Genomic DNA, 21730 nt, shown 5'->3' with positions numbered 1-21730 from the left:
CGTAATGTTCAGAGATAGTTAAAGTCAACGTATACAAATGTCGCGCATGGAAGAATGTTTGCCGCGCCGCAACATTCAAGCTGATCGGGATCGCGTCGTAACAGGTTGTCGCCGCAGTGCGGCGATCACTCGATTTCATTAGCTACGCTGAAACGCCTCTGCAAACACGTCGAATTGCGTTGACGCCAGCGCGCGTTGATCCCCAAATTATGGCGTGACCTATCCATCGGCTCCCGAGTTTCGGGGCGCGCAATTTGGAGATATAGGGCTCTCGTTCAGAATCACGATTCTGGCGACGCTATTGGTGTTGGCTTTCTCGCCGGACTCGCGCGCGACTGAATTGCGGCGCATCGACGAACCTGCAAAGCCTGATTTTTCCTTGCCGGGTTTGGACGGGACGACCGTTCCTCTCACGTCCTTTAAAGGCCGCACGGTCCTCGTCCATTTCTTTGCGACGTGGTGTGCACCGTGCCGCGAAGAACTGCCCGCCCTGACCCGCTTTCTCAACCGTTCCGCATCCTACGCATCGGTCGTCGGGATATCCGTCGCCGACATCGATCAACGGCTCAACCGCTTCCTCGAGCAGACGCCGGTCAATTTTCCCGTGCTGCTGGATCGTGAGCGGACCGTGGCGAAGTCCTGGAATGTCACCACGCTCCCCACGACCTACGTTCTCGACGCAAACATGAAGCCCTTGCTCGTGGTCGAAGCCGATTCCCAGTGGGACACGGTCGACATCGAGCCCGCAACCGGAAAGCTCATCGAGAACAAGATCCGGGAGCCTGAAACCACCTCCGATCATTCACATCAGGAAAAAAGGGGAAGCGATCATGACCTTTAATCGACGCGAGCTCTTGAAAGGCGGTGCCGCGGTCTCACTGGTGGCAGGACTTCCTCGGCTCGCGATGGCTCAGGGAACATTCGCTCCGCAGCCGGGCGCGTGGCACGAATTCCAGATCGTCACCCGACTGGAAATTGCGAACGCCAAGGGCAAGACACAGGCTTGGATCCCTGTCCCGTCCGTCAACGAAAAGGACTGGTTCACATCCTCTCCAAGTCAATGGACGACCAACGGCAGGGCCGCGCTCAGGCATGATCCGAAATACGGGTCCGGTATGATTCATGCGCAATGGGGAGATGATCAGACTGCGCCCGTGATCGAGGTCATCAGTGCCATCAAGGTGCAGGACAGGGCGATTGATCTGTTCAAACCCGGCAAGGTGGCGGCGTTGTCCGCCGCTGAACGAAAGCTCTATACGGGCTCAACCGAATTGATCCCGACCGGTGGCATCGTCAAGGAGACCGCGGACAAGATAGTAAAAGGTGCCGGCACCGATCTCGAGAAAGCGCGCACAATCTACGAATGGGTTGTCGAGAATACATTCCGCGACGCCAAGGTCCGCGGTTGCGGCATCGGCGATATCGCATCGATGCTCAAAAGCGGAAATCTTGGCGGAAAATGCGCGGACATCAACGCGCTCTATGTCGGTCTTGCGCGAGCAGCGGATCTTCCCGCCCGCGATGTCTACGGCTTGCGCATCGCTCCGTCGAAATTCGGCTACAAGAGTCTCGGCGCCGGGTCCGCCGTGATCTCCAAGGCACAACACTGCCGATCGGAAGTCTATCTCGCCGGCTTCGGCTGGGTCCCGGTCGATCCGGCCGACGTGCGCAAGGTCGCACTCGAGGAACCGCCGGCCAATCTCCAACTCGATGATCCCAAGGTCGTGGCAGCCCGCAAGGCCCTGTTTGGATCATGGGAGACGAACTGGCTGGCTTATAATTTCGCACACGACATCGCCTTGCCGGGAACGAATGGTCCGAAGCTTGGCTTCCTGATGTATCCGCAGGCCGAAACCGCCAGCATGCGCCTCGATTGCCTCGATCCTGATACCTTCAAATACACGATCACGTCCAAGGAACTGACGGCGACGTGATGCGGAGTTGCCACCATATTCAGCGAGCGCCGCGCTTGCGGCATCCGTTTTATTTCGTCGGCTCTTCTCCGAGTCTTGGAACCTTTTGTTCCGGCCAGCCGTTTTTCATCACATCCCGCATCGGAGGCAATGATGAAAAACATCGGTCTTACTCTATTGGCCGCCGTTATCATGGTGTCGGGGACGTATTCGTTTGCCCAGAACAACGATCCATCGGCCAATGCGATGGAACAACCCGCAGCAGCTCCGCACTCCAGCAGCTCCGGCACCACGCCGGATGGCAAGGGTTCGACGGGCTGGACCGGCGGCGCCCGCGACCAGAACTCTCAAACGATCGGTCAAGCTACCGGTTCGCAAGATGCCGAAGCGGCAAAGGATCAGCCTGCGATGGCAACGGGCAAAGATCTGAAAGGGCCACCGAAGCAGTTTTCTCCTCGTCAAACGCCGGAATAGCATCCAGGAGCAGACTTTCGCGGTCATGTCTTGGAATCTGCCGGCCTGATCGTAGCGGCCTGAATCGCGACAACGGTACAGGTGCACGCCGGACGTCATCGCTTGATGATCGTGACACAACAACGATCACCATGAAGCCCGTCTATCTGGACTACAACGCCAGGGCACCAATCGATCCTGCTGTCCTCAGCGCGATGCTGCCCTGCCTGCGCGAAGCATTCGGCAATCCGTCGTCGGCGCATGCGCGTCTTCCGATCCGTGGGAACGCCACATCCACACCGCATGAGTTGAACACATGAATATCCGCGACATACGTCTCACCAGCCTTGCGCATGGCGGCGGCTGCGGCTGCAAATTGGCGCCTTCAGTTCTGCAACAATTGCTCGCGCGTCAACCCGCGGCGCAGCCTGTTGCGCAGCTGCTGGTCGGCACCGAGACCGGCGACGATGCTGCGGTGTGGCGGCTTGAAGATGGAACGTGCGTTATTGCAACGACGGACTTTTTCATGCCGATGGTAGACGATCCCTACGACTTCGGGCGCATCGCCGCCACAAACGCGATATCCGACATTTACGCCATGGGCGGAACCCCGATCATGGCTCTGGCAATCCTCGGAATTCCCATCGACAAGTTGCCCACCGAGATGACGGCAAGAATTCTCGCGGGCGGGGCGGCAGTTTGCGCGGCCGCCGGTATTCCAGTCGCGGGTGGCCACTCCATCGATTCTCCCGAACCGATCTACGGACTTGCCGTCATCGGCACCTGCAAGGAAAGCGATATCCGCCGCAATTCCGAAGCACAGGTCGAAGACGCCATCATTTTGACCAAACCGCTCGGCGTCGGCGTCTATGCGGCTGCTTTCAAGAAAGGCGCGCTATCGGACGTCGCGTATGCCGATATGATTGGATCGATGACACGGCTCAATCGCGTCGGAACGAAGCTCGCCGCAGATGCGTCGGTACATGCCATGACGGATGTGACCGGGTTCGGCTTGCTCGGGCATACTTTGGAAATGGCTCGCGGGTCGCACGTCAACATCGTATTGAACGCAGCGGATATTCCCCTGCTCCCCGAGGCTCAACAGTTGATTGAGCAGGGGTTCCTGACCGGAGCCTCCGGCCGCAACTGGGCAAGTTACGGACACGAGGTTCGCCTCGATCCTGGTCGTCCCGAATGGCAACGCCAACTGCTCACCGACCCGCAAACATCAGGCGGATTGCTGATTGCCTGCCGTGCAGATCACGCGGAGGCGATCACGCGCCAGATCGTGGAGGATGGTTATCCGTACGCGCGCGTTATCGGACGGGCAGAGAGCGGCCAACCTGTCGTTACGGTGATCGGGTGATCTGACCGAAACGTCGCCTGGAATCCGGAGACTTCCGCGGCAAGTACGGGTATCCCGTCCGTCGCACGGCGCCGAACCAGCAAATCTGCAACATCCAGCGCCGTCACAGACGCGATGGACGCCTCGTCGGCAGGGAAGCACACCAACTGCAGAAACTGGCCGATGGCGTTCTCGATCAGCTCACCGTCAACGCATGATCTGGTGGGTGCATATGCAGTCGAACAAATCGTCGATCGCGTCGATGTCGACTTGCGCTAATAGCGACCGGTCGCGCGACCCTTGAAGCCATCGGTTGACCGATAGGCCGTGGCTGACGTATCGCCAGCCCCACTGCCGCCAATTAGAGGCACATGTGGGCGCCAACGGACTGAGCCCCACCTTCTAGCCCATTTCGTTTCCACGGCTGCAGCTTAGCGTTGGCGCCGGGCTGATGTCACTCATTGCAAAATGACGAAATCTGATCGCCGATAACTGTATGGAAAATGCAGTTTCCTATACAGTCATCAGCGTGGATGAATTCTCATGTTTCTGAGTTCAGCAATGATCGTCGAACTATCCCGCTCCTCGAACTGATCGCGGCTCCTTTCGAAGCAGGTTCAGAGCTACACAGCCCTCGTCAGTGCACCATCGATGATGAGATTGGTACCCGAGATGCGGCTCGCGATCGGGCTAGCCACGAAAACGACCCCGGCCGCCACTTCCTCCGCGGTTCCCATTCGACCGGTCGGATTCAAGCTCATGGCCGTTTTGTAAAGCTCGGGCGAGCCGTGTTCGATGCCTTGCCATATGCCGCCCTCGAAATAGGTGTTGCCGGGCGACACCGCGTTGACGCGGATGCCTTTGCCGGCGAGCTGATTGCTCAATCCCTTGGCATAGTGGATCAGTGCAGCCTTAAAGGCGCCGTAGGAGCCGGCGGCGAAATCGACCTCGAACCCGGAGACGCTGGAGACAATGACAATCGACGGCGTCTTCGATTTTTCCAGATAGGGAAGCGCGGCCGCCACCGCATTGACCGTGTGCATCATGTCGGTGCGGAATGACTTTTCCCAAGTTTCTGCGGTATCGCCGACCGCCAGCGCGCTGACATTGCAGACGAGGATGTCAACGCCGCCGAGCTCGGCGGCCGCGCCGTCAACCCATTGCTTGAGAGCCACGGGCTCGGCGACATCGGTCGGCTTGCCCCAGGCCTTGACGCTCTTCGCCTGCAAGGCCGCAACGACGCTATCGATCTGCTCCTGTTGTCGCGCGCAAATGGCGACGTTGGCGCCCTCGGTAGCGAACATATCCGCAATCGCACGACCGATTCCCTTGCTTCCGCCCGTCACGAGAGCGTTCGTGCCCTTCAATCCGAGATCCATGGTTCACTCCTCAGTTGAGATGCCTGACCGCTCGGCTTGCATGATTGTCATCGGTGCTCTCGCGCGTGTCAGCCCGCATCCTTCGTGATCAACGCGCGGTAGCTGTGCGGCATCCGCATCGCGACCAGATCTTTCCGGCGCACGACGTTGGTCGGATAGACCGTATCGAGATTCGTGGTGTCCACCACCGCCGTCGCCGTCCCTTCAGTATCCGCCGCGATGGCTTCCCGACGCGGAAACTCGAAGGTGTCGGGGCCGAACACGCCGCTGAGGCCTGGATATCCGTTGCCGGGATCGAACACATTCGAGAACGCAAAGAACACGTTGTTCTCGCCGGCGCGAACCCGGAAGTGATGCCAGTGATAGAGATCGGCGCCGGTCGGGATCGGATAGTTCTGCGACACAAGCGATCCCACATGCGGGGTGCTGAAACGTTCCTTAATCGCTGCCGCGCAGACGATGAGATCGCAGCCACGCAGCGCAAGGATCCGGCCGGCTTCAGGAAACGATGCATCGTGACCGATCAGAAGGCCGATGCGCCCGACCGACGTGTCGGCCACCACCCAGTCATCGCCGTGACGCGCCCAGGCACGCTCGGATTCCGTCAAGTGGGTCTTGCGGTAAACCGCGACAAGGCCTTCAGGCCCGATCAGGCACGCGCTGTTGTAGATCGCATCGCCGTTACGCTCGGCGATGCCGACGACAAGATACACCTTGAGCTGGGCGGCCAGACGGCAGAGCTGATCGGTCACCGGCCCCGGAACAGTCTGCGCTCGCGCGCCGGGATTGTTGAGGCCGCTCAGCGCGAGTTCCGGAAACACGACGAGGTCGGCCTTGCCCTCAAGCTCCGCCTGCCGCGCCAGCGAGGTGATGCGCGCGAGATTTGCTTCGACGTCATCACTGGGACTCATCTGCGTGACCGCAACCCGCGACGTCCGCCCCGTCGGCCAGGGCTTGTGGCCGTACAACTTGAAGAAATCGCGAGGATTCCAGCTGAACGTATCGGACAGCAGCCCCGCATAGAGTTCGGGGCGGCGCTGAGAGAACACGGCTTCACCGCCAACACGCCGCGCGCGGGACGCGTCCAGATCCATGTCAGCTAGTGCGAAGCCGTCCCCGCCATCGATCAGGGCTGCAATTGTTCCGTCCGGCGCGATCACGCAACTGCCGCCGCTGAACTGGACGGTGCGTTCAAGTCCCCACCGATTGCTTTCGATCAGATAGCAACCGTTCTCGAACGCCCGGCTGATCCAATACGGAGCCGGTGTGCGCTCAGCGAGCCAGTTCGAGATATGGCAGATCACGTCGGCGCCCTGCAAGGCGACGAGACGCGCGGTCTCCACAAAGTGGATGTCCATGCAGATCAGCAGCGCGATGCGCCCGATCGGCGTGTCTAAGACCTGATGGCCGAGATCGCCTGCCGCCGACCATTTCGGCTCCGCAATATAGGGATGCGTCTTGCGATGCTGGCCGACGACACCTTCGGGTCCGATCAGCACCGCAGAGTTGAAATAGATGCTGTCGCTATCGACCTCCGGCATGCCGACAACAATGTAGCAGTCATGTTTCCGCGCGAGCGCTGCGAAGCGATCCGTGGTCGGCCCCGGGATCGTCTCTACGAAAGGTGCGACCTCAGCCCGGTCGAACCAGCAATAGCCCGTGGTGCCCATCTCCGGCGTAACGATGAGCCGGGCGCCCGCTGTCGCCGCCGCTTCGCAGAGTTCGAGCAGCCGCGCGATATTGCGCTCCTTCTCGAACATGGTCGGTTCGAATTGAACGGTAGCGACCTTGTGCACGCGCGACATGATCGGCTTGCCCCTTAGACCAGGAACGATTTCTTGATCGAGGCACCGAGCGTGTATTTCGGATCCACCATATTGCCGAGCCGAACGCGGCCGGCCTGGGTCAGCAACATGTAGGCATCGATCTCCTCAAAGCCGTAATCGGCTGTCATCCAGCGGCACAGCTCGCGATAGGCGATGCGCGCGGCGTCCTCCATCGGCCGTGCCGAGCCGATCGTCATGATGAAATCCTTGGTCTCCAACCGCGGCCACGCAATGCTCCAGCCCTTGATCAAGTCGATCTGGACCGTGGTCACGGTCGGATGCTCGATCGCAACACCGCAGAGTTCACCGTCACCCTGAGCGGCATGACAGTCGCCGAGATAGAGCAACGCACCCTTGGTATTGACCGGCAGATAGACCACCGCGCCGACGCCGACGTCAGGTAGGTCCATGTTGCCACCGTAGTAGTCCGGCACCAGCGAAGAGATCGCCTCAATCTCGGGCGAAGTACCGATGGTGCCGATGAACGGCTCATAGGGCAGCGTGATCTTGTCGTTCCATTTGGTGCCGCCCTCGAGAGTAATCTCGAGCTTCTTGACTCGCTCGGGCAACGCCGGATTGAGCAGCGCGGTCTGGCCGGTGCCGACCAGGCCGCCGAACTCCGGCATGACGACGGTGGTGCCGCGCGGCTGCGGCCCCCGCGGCACGATACTCTCAATATAGACCGCGAGCGTATCGCCCTTCTCGGCGCCGTTGATCCAGATCGGCCCGTTCTGCGGGTTGAGAAAGGGAAAGTTGAGAATCTTCGAGGGGATGTCGGTCTCGTGCTTGATGGCGCCCTCGAACGCATCATGGGTTTCGGCGGAGACCACAGCGCCGGGATCGACCGTCAGCACAGGCCCTACGTAAGGGCCATAGACATAGTGGTACTTGCCCTGATCCTGTTCGGTGATCATGTGATGGGTGCCGGGTTTTCCCTTGACGACGCCCTTGCTCGCCATGATCGAATTTTCCTGCCAGGCCATCGATTCTCTCCTTGTGTTGTTATGGGCGTGGGTTGGTTTCAGACCGCGAGATGACGGCGCATTTCTGCCTGATCGTCGAGCGCGGCCCGATCGAGGCTTGCGACGATGCGCCCCTTGTCCATCACGTAACAGCGCTGCGCCATGGCGCGGATCATGTCGAGATTCTGCTCGACCAGGATGATAGTGACGCCGGTGCTGCGGTTGAGTTCGACCATGTTGCGGGCAATGTCCTGAACGATATTCGGCTGAATGCCTTCGGATGGCTCATCGAGCAAAATGAGGTGGGGATCGGCAATCAGCACACGCCCGATGGCGAGTTGCTGCTGCTGGCCGCCGGACATGGTGCCGGCACGCTGGCTCCAGCGCTCCGCGAGGATCGGAAAGGCTTCAACGATCCGCCGCCGTCCCTCCTCGGGGATATCGCCCTTGATCGCAGCGCCGACAGCGATGTTTTCGGCCACCGTCAGGCGCGGAAACACGTCGCGCCCCTGTGGCACATAACCCATGCCAAGCCGCGCCCGTTTGTGCGGCGGCAACAGTTCGACGGCCTCGCCGCGATAGACAATCGAACCGCTCATCGCCGGCACGAGGCCAATCAGGCTTTTCATCAGCGTCGATTTGCCGACGCCGTTGCGGCCAATCACAGCGACGATCTCGCTCTCCCGTACATCGATTTCGAGGCCCTGCAGCACCGGCTTGCCGCCATACCCGGCGCGCAAGGCCAGCGTCGAGAGGATCACTTCCTTACGCATGGGCTTGCCCCAGATAGATGGCTGCGACGCGCTCGTCGGCGATGATGTCCTCGATCGAGCCTTGCGCGAATACCTGTCCGAGATGCAGCACCGTGACGCGTTGCGCGACCTGGCGCACGAAGGCCATGTCGTGTTCGATCGCCAGCACCGTCATGCCATCCCCATTCAGCCGCTGCACCATCTCGCCAGTCAGATGTGTCTCTTCCGGCGACATGCCTGCAGTCGGCTCGTCGAGCAGCAATAGTTGCGGCTTCAGGCTGACCGCCATGCCGATTTCGAGCCACTGCTTCTGGCCATGGCTTAAATTCCCGGCGGTCTGCATTTGCTCGGCTTCAAGGTTGAGGAACGTCAGCAACCGATCGATCTCGCGCGCGAGCTCAACGCCGCGATAATGCCGCTGCAGGGCGATTTCGAGGTTCTGTCGGACAGACAATCCCTTGAATACGCCAGGCACCTGGAATTTGACCGACAGCCCGCGGTGAATGCGCGCGAACGATTTCAGCGCAGTGATGTTCTCGCCGGCGAACAGGATATCGCCGCTGCCGGGATGGTGCTCGCCCAGGATCAACCTGAACAGCGTGCTTTTCCCCGCACCGTTCGGACCGATCAGGCAATGGATTTCACCGGCTTCGAGCACGAGATCGACCGAGTTGGTGACGTGCAGGCCACCGAAATGCTTGTTGAGTCCACGAAGTTCGAGAAGCGCCATCAGACGTCTCCCTTGCTGCGGCGCTCGGCGAGCCGGGAAATCAGATTCATGACGCCGAGCACGAGCCCGTTCGGTGCGATCAGCACGGTCAGAACCAACAGCACGCCCATAAACACCAGCGCGTACTGGCTGCCGTAGATCGTCAGGGCCTGAAAGGCCGCGAGCACCACCAGCGTGCCGATCACTGTCGAAGTGAGATCGCTGCGGCCGCCGACCGCGACCCAGATCAGCGGCAGCGCGGCCGCGGTCATGCCCATGCTGGACGGCGTGATGTACTGTCCCCACACCGTGTAAAGCACGCCGGAAATCCCCGCGAGCGCCGCCCCGATCACGAAGGTGATGAGCTGATATTTGCGCACGTCGTAGCCCAGCATCTCCGCGCGCTCCGGATTCTCGCGGATCGCCACGATGACATTGCCGAATGCAGAGTTCATCAGGATACGCAAGCCGAGATAAACCAGCAGCAGCAGCCCAAGCACCGCATAATAGAGCCCGATATCGGCAAACAGCACGATATCGCCGCCGGGCCACGGGATCGTCAGCGGCGGCATCGCGCTCATGCCGTTAAAGCCGTTGAGGCGCGCCGCGCCGATGCGCCACTCGGGGCCCGCAGTCTGGGCCATGAAGCGCTCCAGCATCAACGTCACCGCCAGCGTGACGATGCCGAGGAAAACACCGGCGATGCGACCGAAGAACATGAAATAGCCGAGCAGTAGGGCAAACAGTGCGGCAATCGCGATCGCCAGCACCAGTGCGATCAGGGTGAACCCATAAGCCGAGCCAAAATTGAGCGTGAGGATGCCGTAGCTATAACCGGCAATACCAAAGAACGCGGTCTGCCCGAACGAGAGCGAACCGCCGTAGCCCCAGATCAGGCACAGGCTGAGCGCGATGAACACCCAGACAAAGAAATACACTGTATTGCCGACGGTATAGCCGTCGCTGAACAGCGGATAGGCGCAGGCCATCGCGAATACGATGGCGAACACGATCCAGAACGCCGGGCCACGACCGACGGTCTGCGGGCCTTCGAGAAGGCGGAGAAAACCAGGCAAACCGTTCACAGCTGCGGATCCTTCAGGTTCGTTCGCGCAGCAGGAAGCCGGAGATGCCTTTCGGCAGGACCCGGACAACGATGATCACGGCGACCAGCAAACCGATCTGGCCAAATAATTGTCCCTGCCAGGAGGTCATCACCGACTTCACTACCGCGAGGATCGCGCCGGCCGGCGCGGTACCGAGGAATACGTCGGCCCCACCAATCACCACGGTGACGAAGGCTTCCATAATGAAGGTGGCGCCCATGGTTGGCACCAGCGTCATGGTGGGGGCGTACAGGCCACCCGCAAGACCAGCGAGCCCGGCGCCGCAAGCAAAGGTGAGACTGTAGATCAGGCGGGTATCGACACCGAGAGCCGCCGCCATGTGCGGCACCTGGATGGTGGCGCGGGCAAGGACGCCGAAGCGGGTCCAGTTGAACAGCATATAGAGACCGCCGAGTACGCCGAGCGCGGAGGCGAACAGCACGAGGCGATAGATGGAGTAGGAATACCCGCCAACCTGAAAGCTGCCGAACGGCGTTCCGACGCCGGCCATGGTCGAACCCACCATGATCAGCGTGCCTTGGGTCGCAATCAGGCTTAGACCCCAGGTTGCCACGATGGTGTCGAGCGGGCGATCGTAGAGATGGCGGATCACCACAAGCTCGACCAGCGCGCCGACCAACGCGGCGACGATGGCCCCGGCCATGATTGCCAGCGGCAGCGGCAGACCGACATGGGCAGTCGAAGCCGTCACATAGGCGCCGCACATGATGAACTCGCCATGGGCGAGATTGATCACGCCCATCATACCGAAGATCACCGCAAGCCCGCATGCCGAGAGCACGAGAAAAGCGAAAGCATCGCCGAATTGATAGAGCGCCGAGAATATATGCGTTGCTATGTCCATGAACCAACCGGGATGAAGCAAATTCGAAATGGGATGGAGATTTTAACTCTTCGAGAACACCGCCCCCGGCAGGCAGAAGTCTCTGCCGGGGCGGCGCCGACGCCGAGGTCAGGGTTTCGGCGGCGGGTTCGACGGCGTGTATTGCGCCATGGGATCCTTCTTGGTCAGATCGCAACCCGCATCACCCAGCCAGTACGGTTTGATGTCCTCCCACACTTTCGGAAATGAGATCGAGTGATCGGCTCCGACCTTGGCGAGATAGATGGTGTGCGACATGTGCTGGCTCTTCGGGTCGATACAAACCTTGCCCTCCGGCGCGTCCATGCAAACGTCGCCGACCGCGATCACCTTGCGAATATCTTCCCGCTTGGTGGATTTCGCTCGTTCAACCATCTGCTTGTAGAGATAGACCGCGAGATAGGAGTTCTCCGCTTCCTGGTTCACATAGGGCTCGTTCGGGAACTTGGCCTTGAACTTGGCGTAGAATGCCTTGCTGGCTGGCGTGTCGATCTCCTCGATGTAGTTGGTGGTGACATACATGTCCTTCAGGCTCGGCGGCTTAAAACGCTTGTGCTCGTAGCCCTGCCCGACATTGACCGACGAGGCCATCGGCAGATTGACGTTGGCGGATGCCGCCTGCTCGTAATAGGAAGCCTGTGCGGTACCAACCAGGAGTGTCACCACGAAATCCGGTTTTGCTTTCTGGATATTCTGGATGCTCTGCGAGAACTGGGACACACCGAGCGGGATGAACTCCTCGCCAGCCATCTTGCCGCCGTTCTCCTTGACGATCTTGCGTACCCATTCCGCCGAGATCTGACCGAAGTTATAATCGGCGGCGAGCGTGTAGACGTTCTTGCCGTACTTCTCCATCATGTAGGGAATGAGCGTGGAGAACTGCTGCTCCGGCACCGCACCGGTGACAATCATGTGGCCGTCGCAGACGCCGCCTTCATACTGATTGTTGTAGAATGCGAAGCCGTTGAACTGATCGACGATCGGGCGGTATGCCTCGCGCGAAGCGGACGAGAAGCCGGCAAATACCACGTCAACCTTGTCCCGCTGCAGCACGCGCCGCATGAATTCCTGATAGCGGGTGTTGTCGGACTGGGTGTCGTAGGTGACGAGCTCGAGCTGCCGACCGCTGATGCCACCGGCCTTGTTGATCTCCTCGGCCGCGAGCTGGATCGCGTGCACTTTACCGATGGTGGCCGCCGCGAAATCGCCAGACTGATCTTCCAGCACCCCGAGCTTGATCGGGGTTTCCGCAAACGCCGTGCCTGTCGCGAGAACAAGCGTCCCCGTGAGGGCTATGGCGCGCAGCCCCCGCAACACATTCTTGGTCATGCTGGTGTCTCCTACATCGCTTGCTTGTTGCCGCCTCGCAGCGTGATGCTGGTCGTGCGGCCGGGAATGTCGGGCGGATTTGCCCGCCTGCTCAGAAACTCATCGCAGTAGAGTTCGAGATTCTGCCGCGCGCGCATGCTCTCGCGGCGGAGCTGGGAATAGGCGCGCTCTTCATCGAGACCGTCTTGCTGCATCAAGAAAATTACCGCGCGGATCACATCGCGGCGACCACGACGGCGTCCTTCAAGATCCTGGAGGCGGGCATACATGTCGCTACGCAACATGAACTGGTTGACGCCCATGAACAGTGACGTGTAGACGGCGCCGCCGTGAACCGGCTTACGCAGGAAGGAAGTCGCACCGAGATTGACCAGCGCCTTGAGACGGCTCGGCGCCTCGACACCGACCAGACCGATCACCGGCACCGGCGGCAGGCGCGAAGCCGGATTGACCTCGATCGCAACCGCACCTTCGAGATCGCCATCAACGAACAGAATGTCGCGCTCGAGCTGTAGGCTACCGATATCAATCTGCGCGCGGCCGTCGATGATGTCGGGATACTCGGTTGTCACGCCGAGTTTGGCGAGGGTGGATTCGAGCGCGCCCTCCTTTCCTCCGCGTCCGATGATGACAAGGGCGCGACCACCTTTGAAGTTCTGCAGCAACCGAGATGTCATGATTGCACCACTCTGAGCACGGGAGAGCGCATTGCACTCGCAAAGCGCGGTGACGACTGAACGAGATAAGGATCGGGCGCGATCGGACTGCGCGCCTCCAGCAGCACGTCGAACTGCCCATTGAGGGTGGAACGGGCGATCCGCGGTGTCAGCCAAGCGTGATAGGTTTGCGGATCGATGCGCACCTCGCCCTGCGGCGCCAGCAAGCTCTGGCTGGCGACGGCGGCGCGCACGGCGCGTGCATCATCGGTACCCGCCTGCTCCAATGCTGCGGCCAGAAGCTTGACGGCGATGTAGGACGCTTCTGCATCGGCCGACGATACTGGTCCGCCGGGAAAGGCCTTGGCATACGCCGCGATAAACGCCGCATTCGCCGGCGATTCCAGCGAGGAGAAGTAGACGCTGGAACTAAGATGCCCATCGATAGCCTCGTCGCCAATCTCCGCAAGCTCCGGCTCCGACAGCGTGCAACTGGCCACCGGAATTTCATTGACCTGATCGATACCGCGCGCGCGGCAGGCAGCGCGAAAGGCGCGGAAGAAGGCATAGGCGCTGGTGCCGATCAGATTGTTGAAGACGAAATCGGGGCGCTGCTTGAAGATCGCCGAGACCACCTGATCGAATTCGGTATCGCCCACGGGCAGGTATCGCTCCGCGACCACGGTACCTCCACGGGCGGTCAACGCTTCGCGGAAGATGCGGTTGTTCTCCCAAGCCCAAATGTAGTTGGAGCCTACACAGAACGCACGGGTGCCGACTCGCGACACGAGATAGTCGACCAGTGGCAGCACATGCTGATTGGGTGACGCCCCGGTATAAATCACATTGTCCGAACTCTCGAATCCCTCATAGTGCGACGGATACCAGAGCAACCCGTCGAACTTCTCGAAACACGGAATGACCTCCTTGCGGCTCGAAGAAGTATAACAGCCCAAAACCTGGCGGATCCCGGCGCCGAGTAATTCCAAACTCAGCGCGCGGTAATGCGTAAGATCGCCCGAAGGGTTGACCACGACCGGCTCCAGCGTCACCGCACCGCCTGCTTCGGCATTTTCCTGGAAAGCCAGCAACGCACCATTCAGCATCGAGCGTGCGACGACACTGTAAGACCCTGTCGTCGAGAACATCACACCGATACGATAGTGCTTCCGCATCATCAGCTCGATCCAAAACAAAAAAAGCGCCCGCCGGCTGTAAAGCCGAGGGCGCCCTCGCCACCAACTGGACACGCTTGAATTTCAAAGCGCGGTGTTGGAAATGGTTTGAACTTGTAGCGTTATCGGGCAGCTTTGCCCAACGCTTGCAGTTTAGGCTCCCTTAGATCGACCATGCTGTCAAGCGCGTTGTTGCGGCGGGAATTGCTCCAATTCATGCCTCACTGCAGCAAAACTATGCAGGGCGCCGAGAAAAAGTTACTGATTGCACGAGCGCCAATGACAGTTGTTCCGTCAGCATTCATTCAGACGCGCATGCAAAGCATGACCGCCGATCTCCAGCTATCAGGTTGAATCATACGTCATGCCGAGCAGATGTATTTAAGGATTTAGATGCTCGTTCCAATTGCGCTTTGCCGATCATTTCCTGCAGGGTGATGTCGACGACGACGGCACGATCGACTTCGAGGTCCATGTCAACAGCGTCGCGTTGAGAGCAAGTGACTTCATTCTGTGATGACGAAGTGGCTGTTGGCGTCGCTGCCAAGCCTGCTCGTTCGCAGTATCATTTCGAATTTGATCCGAAAGACTTCTGACCGGCGCCGCTCTGCCTCGACGATCTTGTAGCCGAGTGGAGGCATTGCGCCATTCCTCCCTGCCGCGCCGACTCCAACATCGAGCGCTTCGCATTTTTCGAAATTTCCCGCGACGCGTGCTCATCGAAGGCTCCAATGATCTGATGCACAAGAATTTGGCTCGGATCATCGCCAGTCGGCTGCGTGACTGAGACGACCTCGACACCGTGCTTGTGCAGTTTCCGGATCGCCAATTCCATCTCGGCGACGTTGCGGAAAAATCGATTGAGAGCACAGAAGATGATCACGTCGTACGGATGATCCGCCACGCGGTGGCGGTGGCGACAACGCGGAATCCCACATTCGCATAGGCTTCGACCATCGGCGGCAACGTAGTGGTCTTGCCCGCCCCCTGGGCGCCCTCGCAACAGCAATGGCTGAGCTTGTGGTAGCGGAAAGTACGGCATCGCTCTGTTCGACCGTGAGCCCCATCAACTTGTAGCGATTGGAAACTAAGTCGCGATCGAAAGGGTCAATCTCAAGACGTGCACCCCCGCAGATGCTGCCCGTTCACCCAACGCTTTCCGCGGTAAGCGGGTCGTGGAGCGGCGAGCCGAGCCACCTTGTAGACCTCGAATGTGCCGCTGTTGATCTGCCACAGAGACGGCGAATATTTTCATCGCTCATCGCCGGTGGACGGAACAGGCGACTGAGTAACGGGCGTCATTGTCGAGTACTGGATACGAAGGCACTGAAGGCCGATTCGCGATGATAATTTTAGGCGGCGAGAATTGATAGTGAATTGGAACCCACAAGGTTGACGCACTTAAAGAGCGCATGCGCGCAGTCGCGCCTAACGTGACAGTCGACGTTTGGCGCGTGGCCCAAAGAGCCGAGATACCAGAGCGCAGTCATTAGCAGCAGCCATCGAGACAGTGGTGGGCGACGATTACGTGATCAATTGCTGCCAGCGCGGCTGACAGCTTGCTGTTCGATGCCATGCCCGCCCGCATCTGTGCCAATATCTCCCGCCGCACCGCCGGATAGTCGATCCCCATGACACGCTTATCTTTAACAATGCTGCGGCCGGCAACGATCAATTCGCGGATATGGCTGGCGCTCGCGCGCGAGAACAGCAGATTGATGGGATCGATGTCATCGCGCAGGGAATCGTTGTCTACGGCCGCCCAGTCCAAAAGCAACAAATCAGCGTCTGCTCCGGCGCGCAGGACGCCAGCATCGGTGATGTTGCTCACGGAGAAGCGGCCATTGCCGACCGCCGATTGCAGTGCCTGATGTCGTGTGGCGGTGAGATCGAAACCGCTGCCGGCGTGGAGCAGGTGAGACAACCTCAATTCGCGCAGCGAATCGTCATCGTCATCCAGCGCCTTGCTGTCGATGCCTATTGCGAGCTGGCATCCGGCTTTGCGCATCTCGGCCATGGGTGCCAGCCCGGAGTGTAGATGCAGGTTCGAACTGGTGTTGATCGAAATAGTTACGCCGCGTTCGGCCAGCAATTCGAACTCGTCCTGCCGCGCCCAGACGCAATGCGCCAATGTCAGGCGCGGCGACAGCAGGCCGATCTCATCGAGCATGCGCACGACGCCGTCGGGATAATTCGCGTCAGCCCACAGGCGCTGATATTTCGTCTCCAGCAGATGCATATGCACGCGGCGGCCGGTGCGCGCAGAAGCTTCGGCGATCGCCTGCAGCAATGCGTCGCTACACCACTGCACACCGTTGGGCCCGTACTGCACGTTGAAGTTCGGGCCATCCGCCGCTGACGCAACCTCGTCGACGAGGGTCATGTAGTCCTGCGGCGACAGCGGCGCGCGGATGAAGCGGGTTTCGATCTCCGGGCGCAGCTCCGGCGGCAATGCTGCGAGGATCGGTTCGGACGATCCATAGACCAGCGGGTTGCGATCCTTCATGGAGACCGCGAAGCCGGCACGGACGCCGACATCGCGCGCGGCGCGCGCGACTTTGGCGACCTCGGCCGGCAGATCCGTAAAGCCCTGGGCGCGGGTGTAGTGGTTCATCACCGTGCCGGCGCCGCCGAGTGCGCTGTTGGCGAAGGCCATGGCGGCGGCGAGATAAGGATCGACCGACGGAAACAGCGCCAGATAGTGAATCCACGATTCCAGCGGCTTGGCGTCGGCGCCGATCGAACTGGTGCGGATGGCGCGGCCGTGGTCATGCGCGTTGACCAGTGCAGGCAGCGCCAGCAGCTTCTCCCCGGCGGTATCGGTCGCAGGCGCAATCGATGCGATGCGCCCATCGCTGATCGCAATCGACTGCGCGCCGGCCATCGGTCCATCGGGCCCAATGACATGCGCGCAGGTGATGGTCCGCTGGTGGTCGGTCATCAGGGAGCAATGGTCGGCGGTGTGCGGTCCGCCTTGGCGGGCAGGAACGCGCGATTAAAGATTTCGCCCGCTGCGGGCGTTTTGGGCAGTTCGAACGAGGCGGCGATGGTGCCAATCGACGAGCTCAGCCTCTTGTCGCTGATGTCGCCGAGCCCGAGGTCGCGCACTTCCGGTGTGTCGATCAGGTTCGTGTAAACGTAAAGCAGGCGGCGCTTCTCGAGATCCTTCTTGATCAGCGGCTCTTCCGCGGCGAGCACGTCGATGGCGGCGTCCGGATTTTGCACAGTCTCCTTCATTGCGCGGTTGATGGCGCGCAGCAGGCCCTTCACGGCCTCGGGATTGTTCTTCGCCAGCTTCGGCGACACCATCACGCCGTTGGAATAGAGATCGAGGCCGAGGTCCGAATAGAAGAACCAGCGGAAATCCTTGTCCGGATCGAGTTTCAGCGACACCAGATTGAGATAGCTGGTGGCGGAGAACACCGCGACGGTGTCGACCTGCCCCTGCAGAAGCATCTGCTCCTGCAGCGCCGGCGACACCTGCGTCACATTGATCTTGCTGTAATCGACGCCGTTCTGCTTGGCGAGCAGCGGCAGCAGCTTGAACGAGGCGCCGCCCGGAGGCGAGCCGAGCTTGGCGCCTTCGAGATCCTTCAGGCTCTTGATCGGGCCGTTTGTTTTTGCGAGCAGCGCGAACGGCGCCTTGTTGTAGATCATATAGACCATCACCGGCGCCTCGCCGGGCTTGGTCGCGGCATTCTGGATGATCGCGTTGATGTCGCCGAAGCCGGCGTCATAGGCGCCGGACATCACGCGCGTCACCGCGGCGGCCGAGCCCTCGCCCTGGTCGATGGTGACGTCGAGATTTTCGGCTGTGAAATAGCCCTTGGCCTTGGCCCAGTAGAACCACGCATGGAGTCCCTGGATCTTCCAGTCGAGCGTGAACTTGATCTTGACCGGATCCGCCGCCTGCGCGGCAAACGGGAGCACAAGGCTGCTGGCGAGGACGAGAGATGTCAGGAGGCGGCGCATGGACGAATTCTCCGGGGAAGGTTGGTTCAAGCTTCCGGTCTTCCAGTGCTGCGATCAACCGCTAAGATTTTGATGCAGCGGTGCTGAAAAGGCATCACTGGATTGGACTGTCACAGCCACTTCGGCACGTCGGTCTTCTGGAAGCTGCGCAGCCGCTCGATCAGCGCTGCAGGATCGGGATCTACTGATATCGAATGCCGGTGCGCCGGCGGCAGAAACTTGCTGACCACCATGTGGTCAATGAAGCCGAGAAACGGCGCGTAGAAGTCCTTGATGTTTAGCAGGCCCACGGGTTTGTCGATCTCGCCGAGCTGGTTCATGGTCCAGACTTCCATCATCTCTTCCATGGTGCCGATGCCGCCGGGCATGGCGATGAAGGCGTCGGCGAGCTCCGCCATGCGCTCCTTGCGCCCGCGCAGGGTCGCGACAATCTCGCTGCGGTTGAGATGGGGATGCGCATGACCACGCGCGTGCAGGCTTTCGGTGATGACGCCATGGGCGGCGCCGCCAGCCTTCATCAGCGAATCCGCGACGACGCCCATCAGGCCCTTGGTGGTGCCGCCATAGATCAGCGTGATGCCGGCCCTGGCGAGCTCTTCGCCGAGTTGGCGCGCGCCGTCGGCATAGGCATCTGAATTGCCGAAATTGGAGCCGCAGAACACGGCGACGCTTGTGATCGAACACGTCATGACTATCGCTTCGATTGTGCGAGGATGTCGTGCCTGATCATCGCGTGGATGCCCTTGCTGCGGTTGACCAGTTGCGTGACATGCAGGTCCGCGACCAGGCTGCAGAGCTGATAGGCATCCGCATCGCTCAGCGTGGTCCGCGCCACGATCAGCGCGATCAACCGACGCAGCGCGACTCGGGCTGCTTCGTCGAGATCCTCGTCGAACGCCATGGCGATCAGGTGCGTCTTCGTCTCGGCATAAGGCGCGTCGAGCTTGGCGTCTTTCGCGAGATCGATCTTGAAGGTGCCGGTAAGGCCGGTCTCGACCGCGGTGAGGCAGACCTCGCCGTCGCCCTGCACTGCATGGCCGTCACCACATGAAAACAAGGCGCCTTCCACCGACACCGGCAGATACAGCACAGCACCAGCGCCGAGTTCCTTGTTGTCGAGGTTGCCGCCGAAATAGGACGGCGTCACCGAACTGGCGCGGCCCGTCGCTGGCGACGGCGCGACGCCCATCACGCCGAAGAACGGCTGCGCCTTGAGCCTGATGCCCCAGGTCGTGTCGATCACGCGCTCGGCCGTGTCGATCGGCAGATACACCGTGCGGGCATAGGGAAAATCATCGGGCAGCGTGCCCATGCCGGGCTTGAACAGGGTAAAGCCCCAATCGTCCGCGAGCTTCACGTCCAGGATTTCGACCCGCAGCGCATCGCCGGGCATCGCGCCGCGCACCGCGACGGGACCCGTGAGAATATGCGGCCCCAGGTCCGGCTTCACTGCCTGAAGCACTGCATCCAGTTCCGGGCGCACCGTCATGCCGTGCTGTGTCGGCCTGCTCTCGGCCGATCCGCTGACGCTATCGATCACAATGGTCTCGCCGGGGTCGATCGTGGCCACAGGCTTCAGTGTCGCGTCGAAATAGCCCCAATGAACGGTCGTCGGGGTCGGAAGCAGTGTCTGCGTCATGGAATATCCTGTGTTCAGCCGCCGGCGGCGAAACTGTCGCTGCGCACGGCCCAGCCGGTGACGCGCGCCTCGATCAGCGAGAACACAATATACAAACCGACGCCCAATGCAGCCAGAATGAACAGGCCGGCGAACACCAGCGGCACATCGAAGCTGGACGACGCGATCATCATCAGATTGCCGATGCCGCGATTGGAGGCCACGGTCTCCGAAATCACCGTGCCGACGAAAGCCAGCGTCGCAGCCACCTTCAGTGAGGCGAAGAAGTACGGCATGGTGCGCGGCAGGCCCACATTCCACAGAATTTCCAGCTTGGTCGCGCGCAGCGTCTTCATGACATCCTGCAATTCGGGCTCTGTCGCCGCAAGGCCGGTGGCGACGTTCACGACGATCGGGAAGATGCACATGATCATCGCGGTGAGGATCGCCGGCACGGTGCCCGCGCCGAACCACAGTACGAAGATCGGCACCACCGCGACTTTCGGGATCGACGAGAATCCCACCAGCATCGGATAGGCGACGTCATAGGCCAGCTTCGACGAGCCGATCAGCATGCCCAGGAGAATGCCGATCGCGATGCCGAAGCCGAACCCAACCATGGTTGTGTACAGCGTCTGCAGCGCATGCGGCCAGATCGCGGGGAAGCGCGTCCAGAGCGTCGCAAGCACCTGGCTCGGCCGCGGCAGCACGATGTCCGAGACATGGAACATCAGGCACAACAATTCCCACAGTACGAAGAAGCCGATGATGCAGGCGGTGGACATGACCTGGCGGCGGACGCGTTCGCTCATGACACGATCTCCTGAACGGCGCGAGCCGCGACGATGCGCTGGCGCAGGCGCTGGGTCAGCGTGACGAAATCCGGCTCGAACGACACGTCGATGGTGCGCGGCCGCGCGAACGGCACCGTGCTGTCATCGACGATGCGACCGGGCCGCGCCTGCATCACGCAGATGCGCGACGCCAGATAGGCGGCTTCCTTGAGGTCGTGAGTCACCAGCAGCACCGTCGGACGCTTCTCGATCCACAGGTTCTGCATGATCTCCCATAGTTCCTCGCGGGTGAACTGATCGAGCGCTCCGAATGGCTCGTCGAGCAACAGCAAGGTCGGATCATGAATCAGCGCCCGGCACAGCGAGGCACGCTGCTGCATGCCGCCGGAGAGCTGCCAGGGAAACTTGTCGCCGAAGCCGCCGAGGCCGACCTGCTTGAGCGATGCCTCGACGCGGTCGCGATATTCGGTCTTGCGCTTGGCGCTGAAGCGTTCCTTGAACGGCGGCACGATCTTCAGTGGCAGCATGACATTGTCGCGGATATTCAGCCACGGCAGCAGCGTGGGGTTCTGGAACGCCATGCCGATGCGCGCCGCACCCGCGCCGATTTCGCGGCCGGCAACGAACATGTTGCCCTGGGTCGCATTCAGCGTGCCGGCCACCAGTTTCAGAATCGTCGACTTGCCGCAGCCGGACGGACCGACCAGGGCGACGAATTCGCCCTTGTCTATGCGTAGCGACGTCTCGGCCAGCGCGGTCACGGCGTTCTTCGCCGTGCCGAAGGTGACGCGCACCTTTTCGAGCTCGATCACATTGTCCACAGCGCGGGGCTTTGGGTGGGCGAGCGGTGCGTTCATC

21 protein-coding genes are annotated in these 21730 nt (G+C 60.8%); 4 read left to right on the top strand and 17 right to left on the bottom strand.

The features are described from left to right. The first annotated feature begins 214 nt into the window (after positions 1-214). From SFY93_RS11680 to selD, 4 genes are all read left to right on the top strand, one after another. Complete coding sequence (locus tag SFY93_RS11680) at positions 215-841, top strand: TlpA disulfide reductase family protein (RefSeq protein ID WP_320447203.1); 627 nt, start codon at positions 215-217, stop codon at positions 839-841. Then, positions 831-1934, top strand: coding sequence for a transglutaminase-like domain-containing protein (locus SFY93_RS11675; RefSeq protein ID WP_320447202.1), 1104 nt, complete (start codon positions 831-833; stop codon positions 1932-1934). Before SFY93_RS11680 ends, SFY93_RS11675 begins: the two co-directional genes overlap by 11 nt. Positions 1935-2066: 132 nt before the next feature. After that, on the top strand, positions 2067-2387 hold the full coding sequence (locus tag SFY93_RS11670) for a hypothetical protein (protein ID WP_320447201.1): 321 nt from the start codon (positions 2067-2069) through the stop codon (positions 2385-2387). Between the two features lie 295 nt (positions 2388-2682). Next, a complete protein-coding gene (gene selD / locus SFY93_RS11665) occupies positions 2683-3732 on the top strand; it encodes a selenide, water dikinase SelD (protein ID WP_320447200.1) in 1050 nt (349 codons plus the stop codon). 602 nt (positions 3733-4334) lie between these two features. Here the strand turns inward: selD and SFY93_RS11660 are convergent. From SFY93_RS11660 to SFY93_RS11580, 17 genes are all read right to left on the bottom strand, one after another. Beyond that, complete coding sequence (locus SFY93_RS11660; protein ID WP_320447199.1) at positions 4335-5090, bottom strand: SDR family NAD(P)-dependent oxidoreductase; 756 nt, start codon at positions 5088-5090, stop codon at positions 4335-4337. A gap of 68 nt (positions 5091-5158) precedes the next feature. Next, complete coding sequence (locus SFY93_RS11655; protein ID WP_320447198.1) at positions 5159-6895, bottom strand: nitrilase-related carbon-nitrogen hydrolase; 1737 nt, start codon at positions 6893-6895, stop codon at positions 5159-5161. A gap of 14 nt (positions 6896-6909) precedes the next feature. Further along, positions 6910-7899 carry an acetamidase/formamidase family protein gene (locus SFY93_RS11650; protein WP_320447197.1) on the bottom strand — a complete coding sequence of 330 codons (990 nt, stop codon included), beginning with the start codon at positions 7897-7899 and terminating at the stop codon, positions 6910-6912. 38 nt (positions 7900-7937) lie between these two features. Beyond that, positions 7938-8651 (bottom strand): ABC transporter ATP-binding protein, encoded by a 714-nt coding sequence (locus tag SFY93_RS11645; RefSeq protein ID WP_320447196.1) that lies wholly within the window; start codon positions 8649-8651, stop codon positions 7938-7940. Next, positions 8644-9360, bottom strand: a complete 717-nt coding sequence (locus SFY93_RS11640) for an ATP-binding cassette domain-containing protein (RefSeq protein WP_320447195.1) — start codon at positions 9358-9360, stop codon at positions 8644-8646. Before SFY93_RS11640 ends, SFY93_RS11645 begins: the two co-directional genes overlap by 8 nt. Further along, a complete protein-coding gene (locus SFY93_RS11635) occupies positions 9360-10424 on the bottom strand; it encodes a branched-chain amino acid ABC transporter permease (RefSeq protein ID WP_320447194.1) in 1065 nt (354 codons plus the stop codon). Before SFY93_RS11635 ends, SFY93_RS11640 begins: the two co-directional genes overlap by 1 nt. Before the next feature lie 13 nt (positions 10425-10437). Further along, positions 10438-11310 (bottom strand): ABC transporter permease subunit, encoded by an 873-nt coding sequence (locus tag SFY93_RS11630; RefSeq protein WP_320447193.1) that lies wholly within the window; start codon positions 11308-11310, stop codon positions 10438-10440. A gap of 108 nt (positions 11311-11418) precedes the next feature. After that, positions 11419-12657, bottom strand: coding sequence for an urea ABC transporter substrate-binding protein (locus SFY93_RS11625; protein ID WP_320447192.1), 1239 nt, complete (start codon positions 12655-12657; stop codon positions 11419-11421). A gap of 11 nt (positions 12658-12668) precedes the next feature. Further along, positions 12669-13334 carry an ANTAR domain-containing response regulator gene (locus tag SFY93_RS11620; RefSeq protein ID WP_320447191.1) on the bottom strand — a complete coding sequence of 222 codons (666 nt, stop codon included), beginning with the start codon at positions 13332-13334 and terminating at the stop codon, positions 12669-12671. After that, entirely contained in the window at positions 13331-14491 is a 1161-nt protein-coding gene (locus SFY93_RS11615; protein WP_320447745.1) for a transporter substrate-binding domain-containing protein, read from the bottom strand. Before SFY93_RS11615 ends, SFY93_RS11620 begins: the two co-directional genes overlap by 4 nt. 562 nt (positions 14492-15053) lie before the next feature. Continuing rightward, positions 15054-15530 carry a recombinase family protein gene (locus SFY93_RS11610; RefSeq protein ID WP_320447190.1) on the bottom strand — a complete coding sequence of 159 codons (477 nt, stop codon included), beginning with the start codon at positions 15528-15530 and terminating at the stop codon, positions 15054-15056. Between the two features lie 447 nt (positions 15531-15977). After that, positions 15978-17429 (bottom strand): amidohydrolase family protein, encoded by a 1452-nt coding sequence (locus SFY93_RS11605; RefSeq protein WP_320447189.1) that lies wholly within the window; start codon positions 17427-17429, stop codon positions 15978-15980. Further along, complete coding sequence (locus SFY93_RS11600; RefSeq protein ID WP_320447188.1) at positions 17429-18460, bottom strand: ABC transporter substrate-binding protein; 1032 nt, start codon at positions 18458-18460, stop codon at positions 17429-17431. Before SFY93_RS11600 ends, SFY93_RS11605 begins: the two co-directional genes overlap by 1 nt. A gap of 110 nt (positions 18461-18570) precedes the next feature. Further along, positions 18571-19149 carry an LOG family protein gene (locus SFY93_RS11595; RefSeq protein WP_320447187.1) on the bottom strand — a complete coding sequence of 193 codons (579 nt, stop codon included), beginning with the start codon at positions 19147-19149 and terminating at the stop codon, positions 18571-18573. A 2-nt stretch (positions 19150-19151) separates the two neighbouring features. Then, a complete protein-coding gene (locus tag SFY93_RS11590) occupies positions 19152-20099 on the bottom strand; it encodes an acetamidase/formamidase family protein (RefSeq protein WP_320447186.1) in 948 nt (315 codons plus the stop codon). 14 nt (positions 20100-20113) lie between these two features. Then, positions 20114-20890, bottom strand: a complete 777-nt coding sequence (locus tag SFY93_RS11585) for an ABC transporter permease (RefSeq protein ID WP_068737726.1) — start codon at positions 20888-20890, stop codon at positions 20114-20116. Continuing rightward, a complete protein-coding gene (locus SFY93_RS11580; protein ID WP_320447185.1) occupies positions 20887-21729 on the bottom strand; it encodes an ABC transporter ATP-binding protein in 843 nt (280 codons plus the stop codon). Before SFY93_RS11580 ends, SFY93_RS11585 begins: the two co-directional genes overlap by 4 nt. Position 21730 lies beyond the last annotated feature (1 nt).

Source organism: Tardiphaga sp. 42S5 (assembly GCF_034044155.1).
Lineage (GTDB): Bacteria > Pseudomonadota > Alphaproteobacteria > Rhizobiales > Xanthobacteraceae > Tardiphaga > Tardiphaga robiniae.
Note: the sequence above shows the minus strand (reverse complement) of the source record. Positions and strands in the feature narration are given on the sequence as shown.

What these genes read in the sequence shown, in the direction of transcription:
- SFY93_RS11675 (WP_320447202.1), top strand. Translation starts at nt 831, where the DNA reads ATGACCTTTAATCGACGCGAGCTCTTGAAAGGCGGTGCCGCGGTCTCA.
- SFY93_RS11670 (WP_320447201.1), top strand. Translation starts at nt 2,067, where the DNA reads ATGAAAAACATCGGTCTTACTCTATTGGCCGCCGTTATCATGGTGTCG.
- selD (WP_320447200.1), top strand. Translation starts at nt 2,683, where the DNA reads ATGAATATCCGCGACATACGTCTCACCAGCCTTGCGCATGGCGGCGGC.
- SFY93_RS11660 (WP_320447199.1), bottom strand. Translation starts at nt 5,090, where the DNA reads ATGGATCTCGGATTGAAGGGCACGAACGCTCTCGTGACGGGCGGAAGC.
- SFY93_RS11655 (WP_320447198.1), bottom strand. Translation starts at nt 6,895, where the DNA reads ATGTCGCGCGTGCACAAGGTCGCTACCGTTCAATTCGAACCGACCATG.
- SFY93_RS11650 (WP_320447197.1), bottom strand. Translation starts at nt 7,899, where the DNA reads ATGGCCTGGCAGGAAAATTCGATCATGGCGAGCAAGGGCGTCGTCAAG.
- SFY93_RS11645 (WP_320447196.1), bottom strand. Translation starts at nt 8,651, where the DNA reads ATGCGTAAGGAAGTGATCCTCTCGACGCTGGCCTTGCGCGCCGGGTAT.
- SFY93_RS11640 (WP_320447195.1), bottom strand. Translation starts at nt 9,360, where the DNA reads ATGGCGCTTCTCGAACTTCGTGGACTCAACAAGCATTTCGGTGGCCTG.
- SFY93_RS11630 (WP_320447193.1), bottom strand. Translation starts at nt 11,310, where the DNA reads ATGGACATAGCAACGCATATATTCTCGGCGCTCTATCAATTCGGCGAT.
- SFY93_RS11625 (WP_320447192.1), bottom strand. Translation starts at nt 12,657, where the DNA reads ATGACCAAGAATGTGTTGCGGGGGCTGCGCGCCATAGCCCTCACGGGG.
- SFY93_RS11620 (WP_320447191.1), bottom strand. Translation starts at nt 13,334, where the DNA reads ATGACATCTCGGTTGCTGCAGAACTTCAAAGGTGGTCGCGCCCTTGTC.
- SFY93_RS11615 (WP_320447745.1), bottom strand. Translation starts at nt 14,491, where the DNA reads ATGATGCGGAAGCACTATCGTATCGGTGTGATGTTCTCGACGACAGGG.
- SFY93_RS11610 (WP_320447190.1), bottom strand. Translation starts at nt 15,530, where the DNA reads ATGCCGTACTTTCCGCTACCACAAGCTCAGCCATTGCTGTTGCGAGGG.
- SFY93_RS11605 (WP_320447189.1), bottom strand. Translation starts at nt 17,429, where the DNA reads ATGACCGACCACCAGCGGACCATCACCTGCGCGCATGTCATTGGGCCC.
- SFY93_RS11600 (WP_320447188.1), bottom strand. Translation starts at nt 18,460, where the DNA reads ATGCGCCGCCTCCTGACATCTCTCGTCCTCGCCAGCAGCCTTGTGCTC.
- SFY93_RS11595 (WP_320447187.1), bottom strand. Translation starts at nt 19,149, where the DNA reads ATGACGTGTTCGATCACAAGCGTCGCCGTGTTCTGCGGCTCCAATTTC.
- SFY93_RS11590 (WP_320447186.1), bottom strand. Translation starts at nt 20,099, where the DNA reads ATGACGCAGACACTGCTTCCGACCCCGACGACCGTTCATTGGGGCTAT.
- SFY93_RS11585 (WP_068737726.1), bottom strand. Translation starts at nt 20,890, where the DNA reads ATGAGCGAACGCGTCCGCCGCCAGGTCATGTCCACCGCCTGCATCATC.
- SFY93_RS11580 (WP_320447185.1), bottom strand. Translation starts at nt 21,729, where the DNA reads ATGAACGCACCGCTCGCCCACCCAAAGCCCCGCGCTGTGGACAATGTG.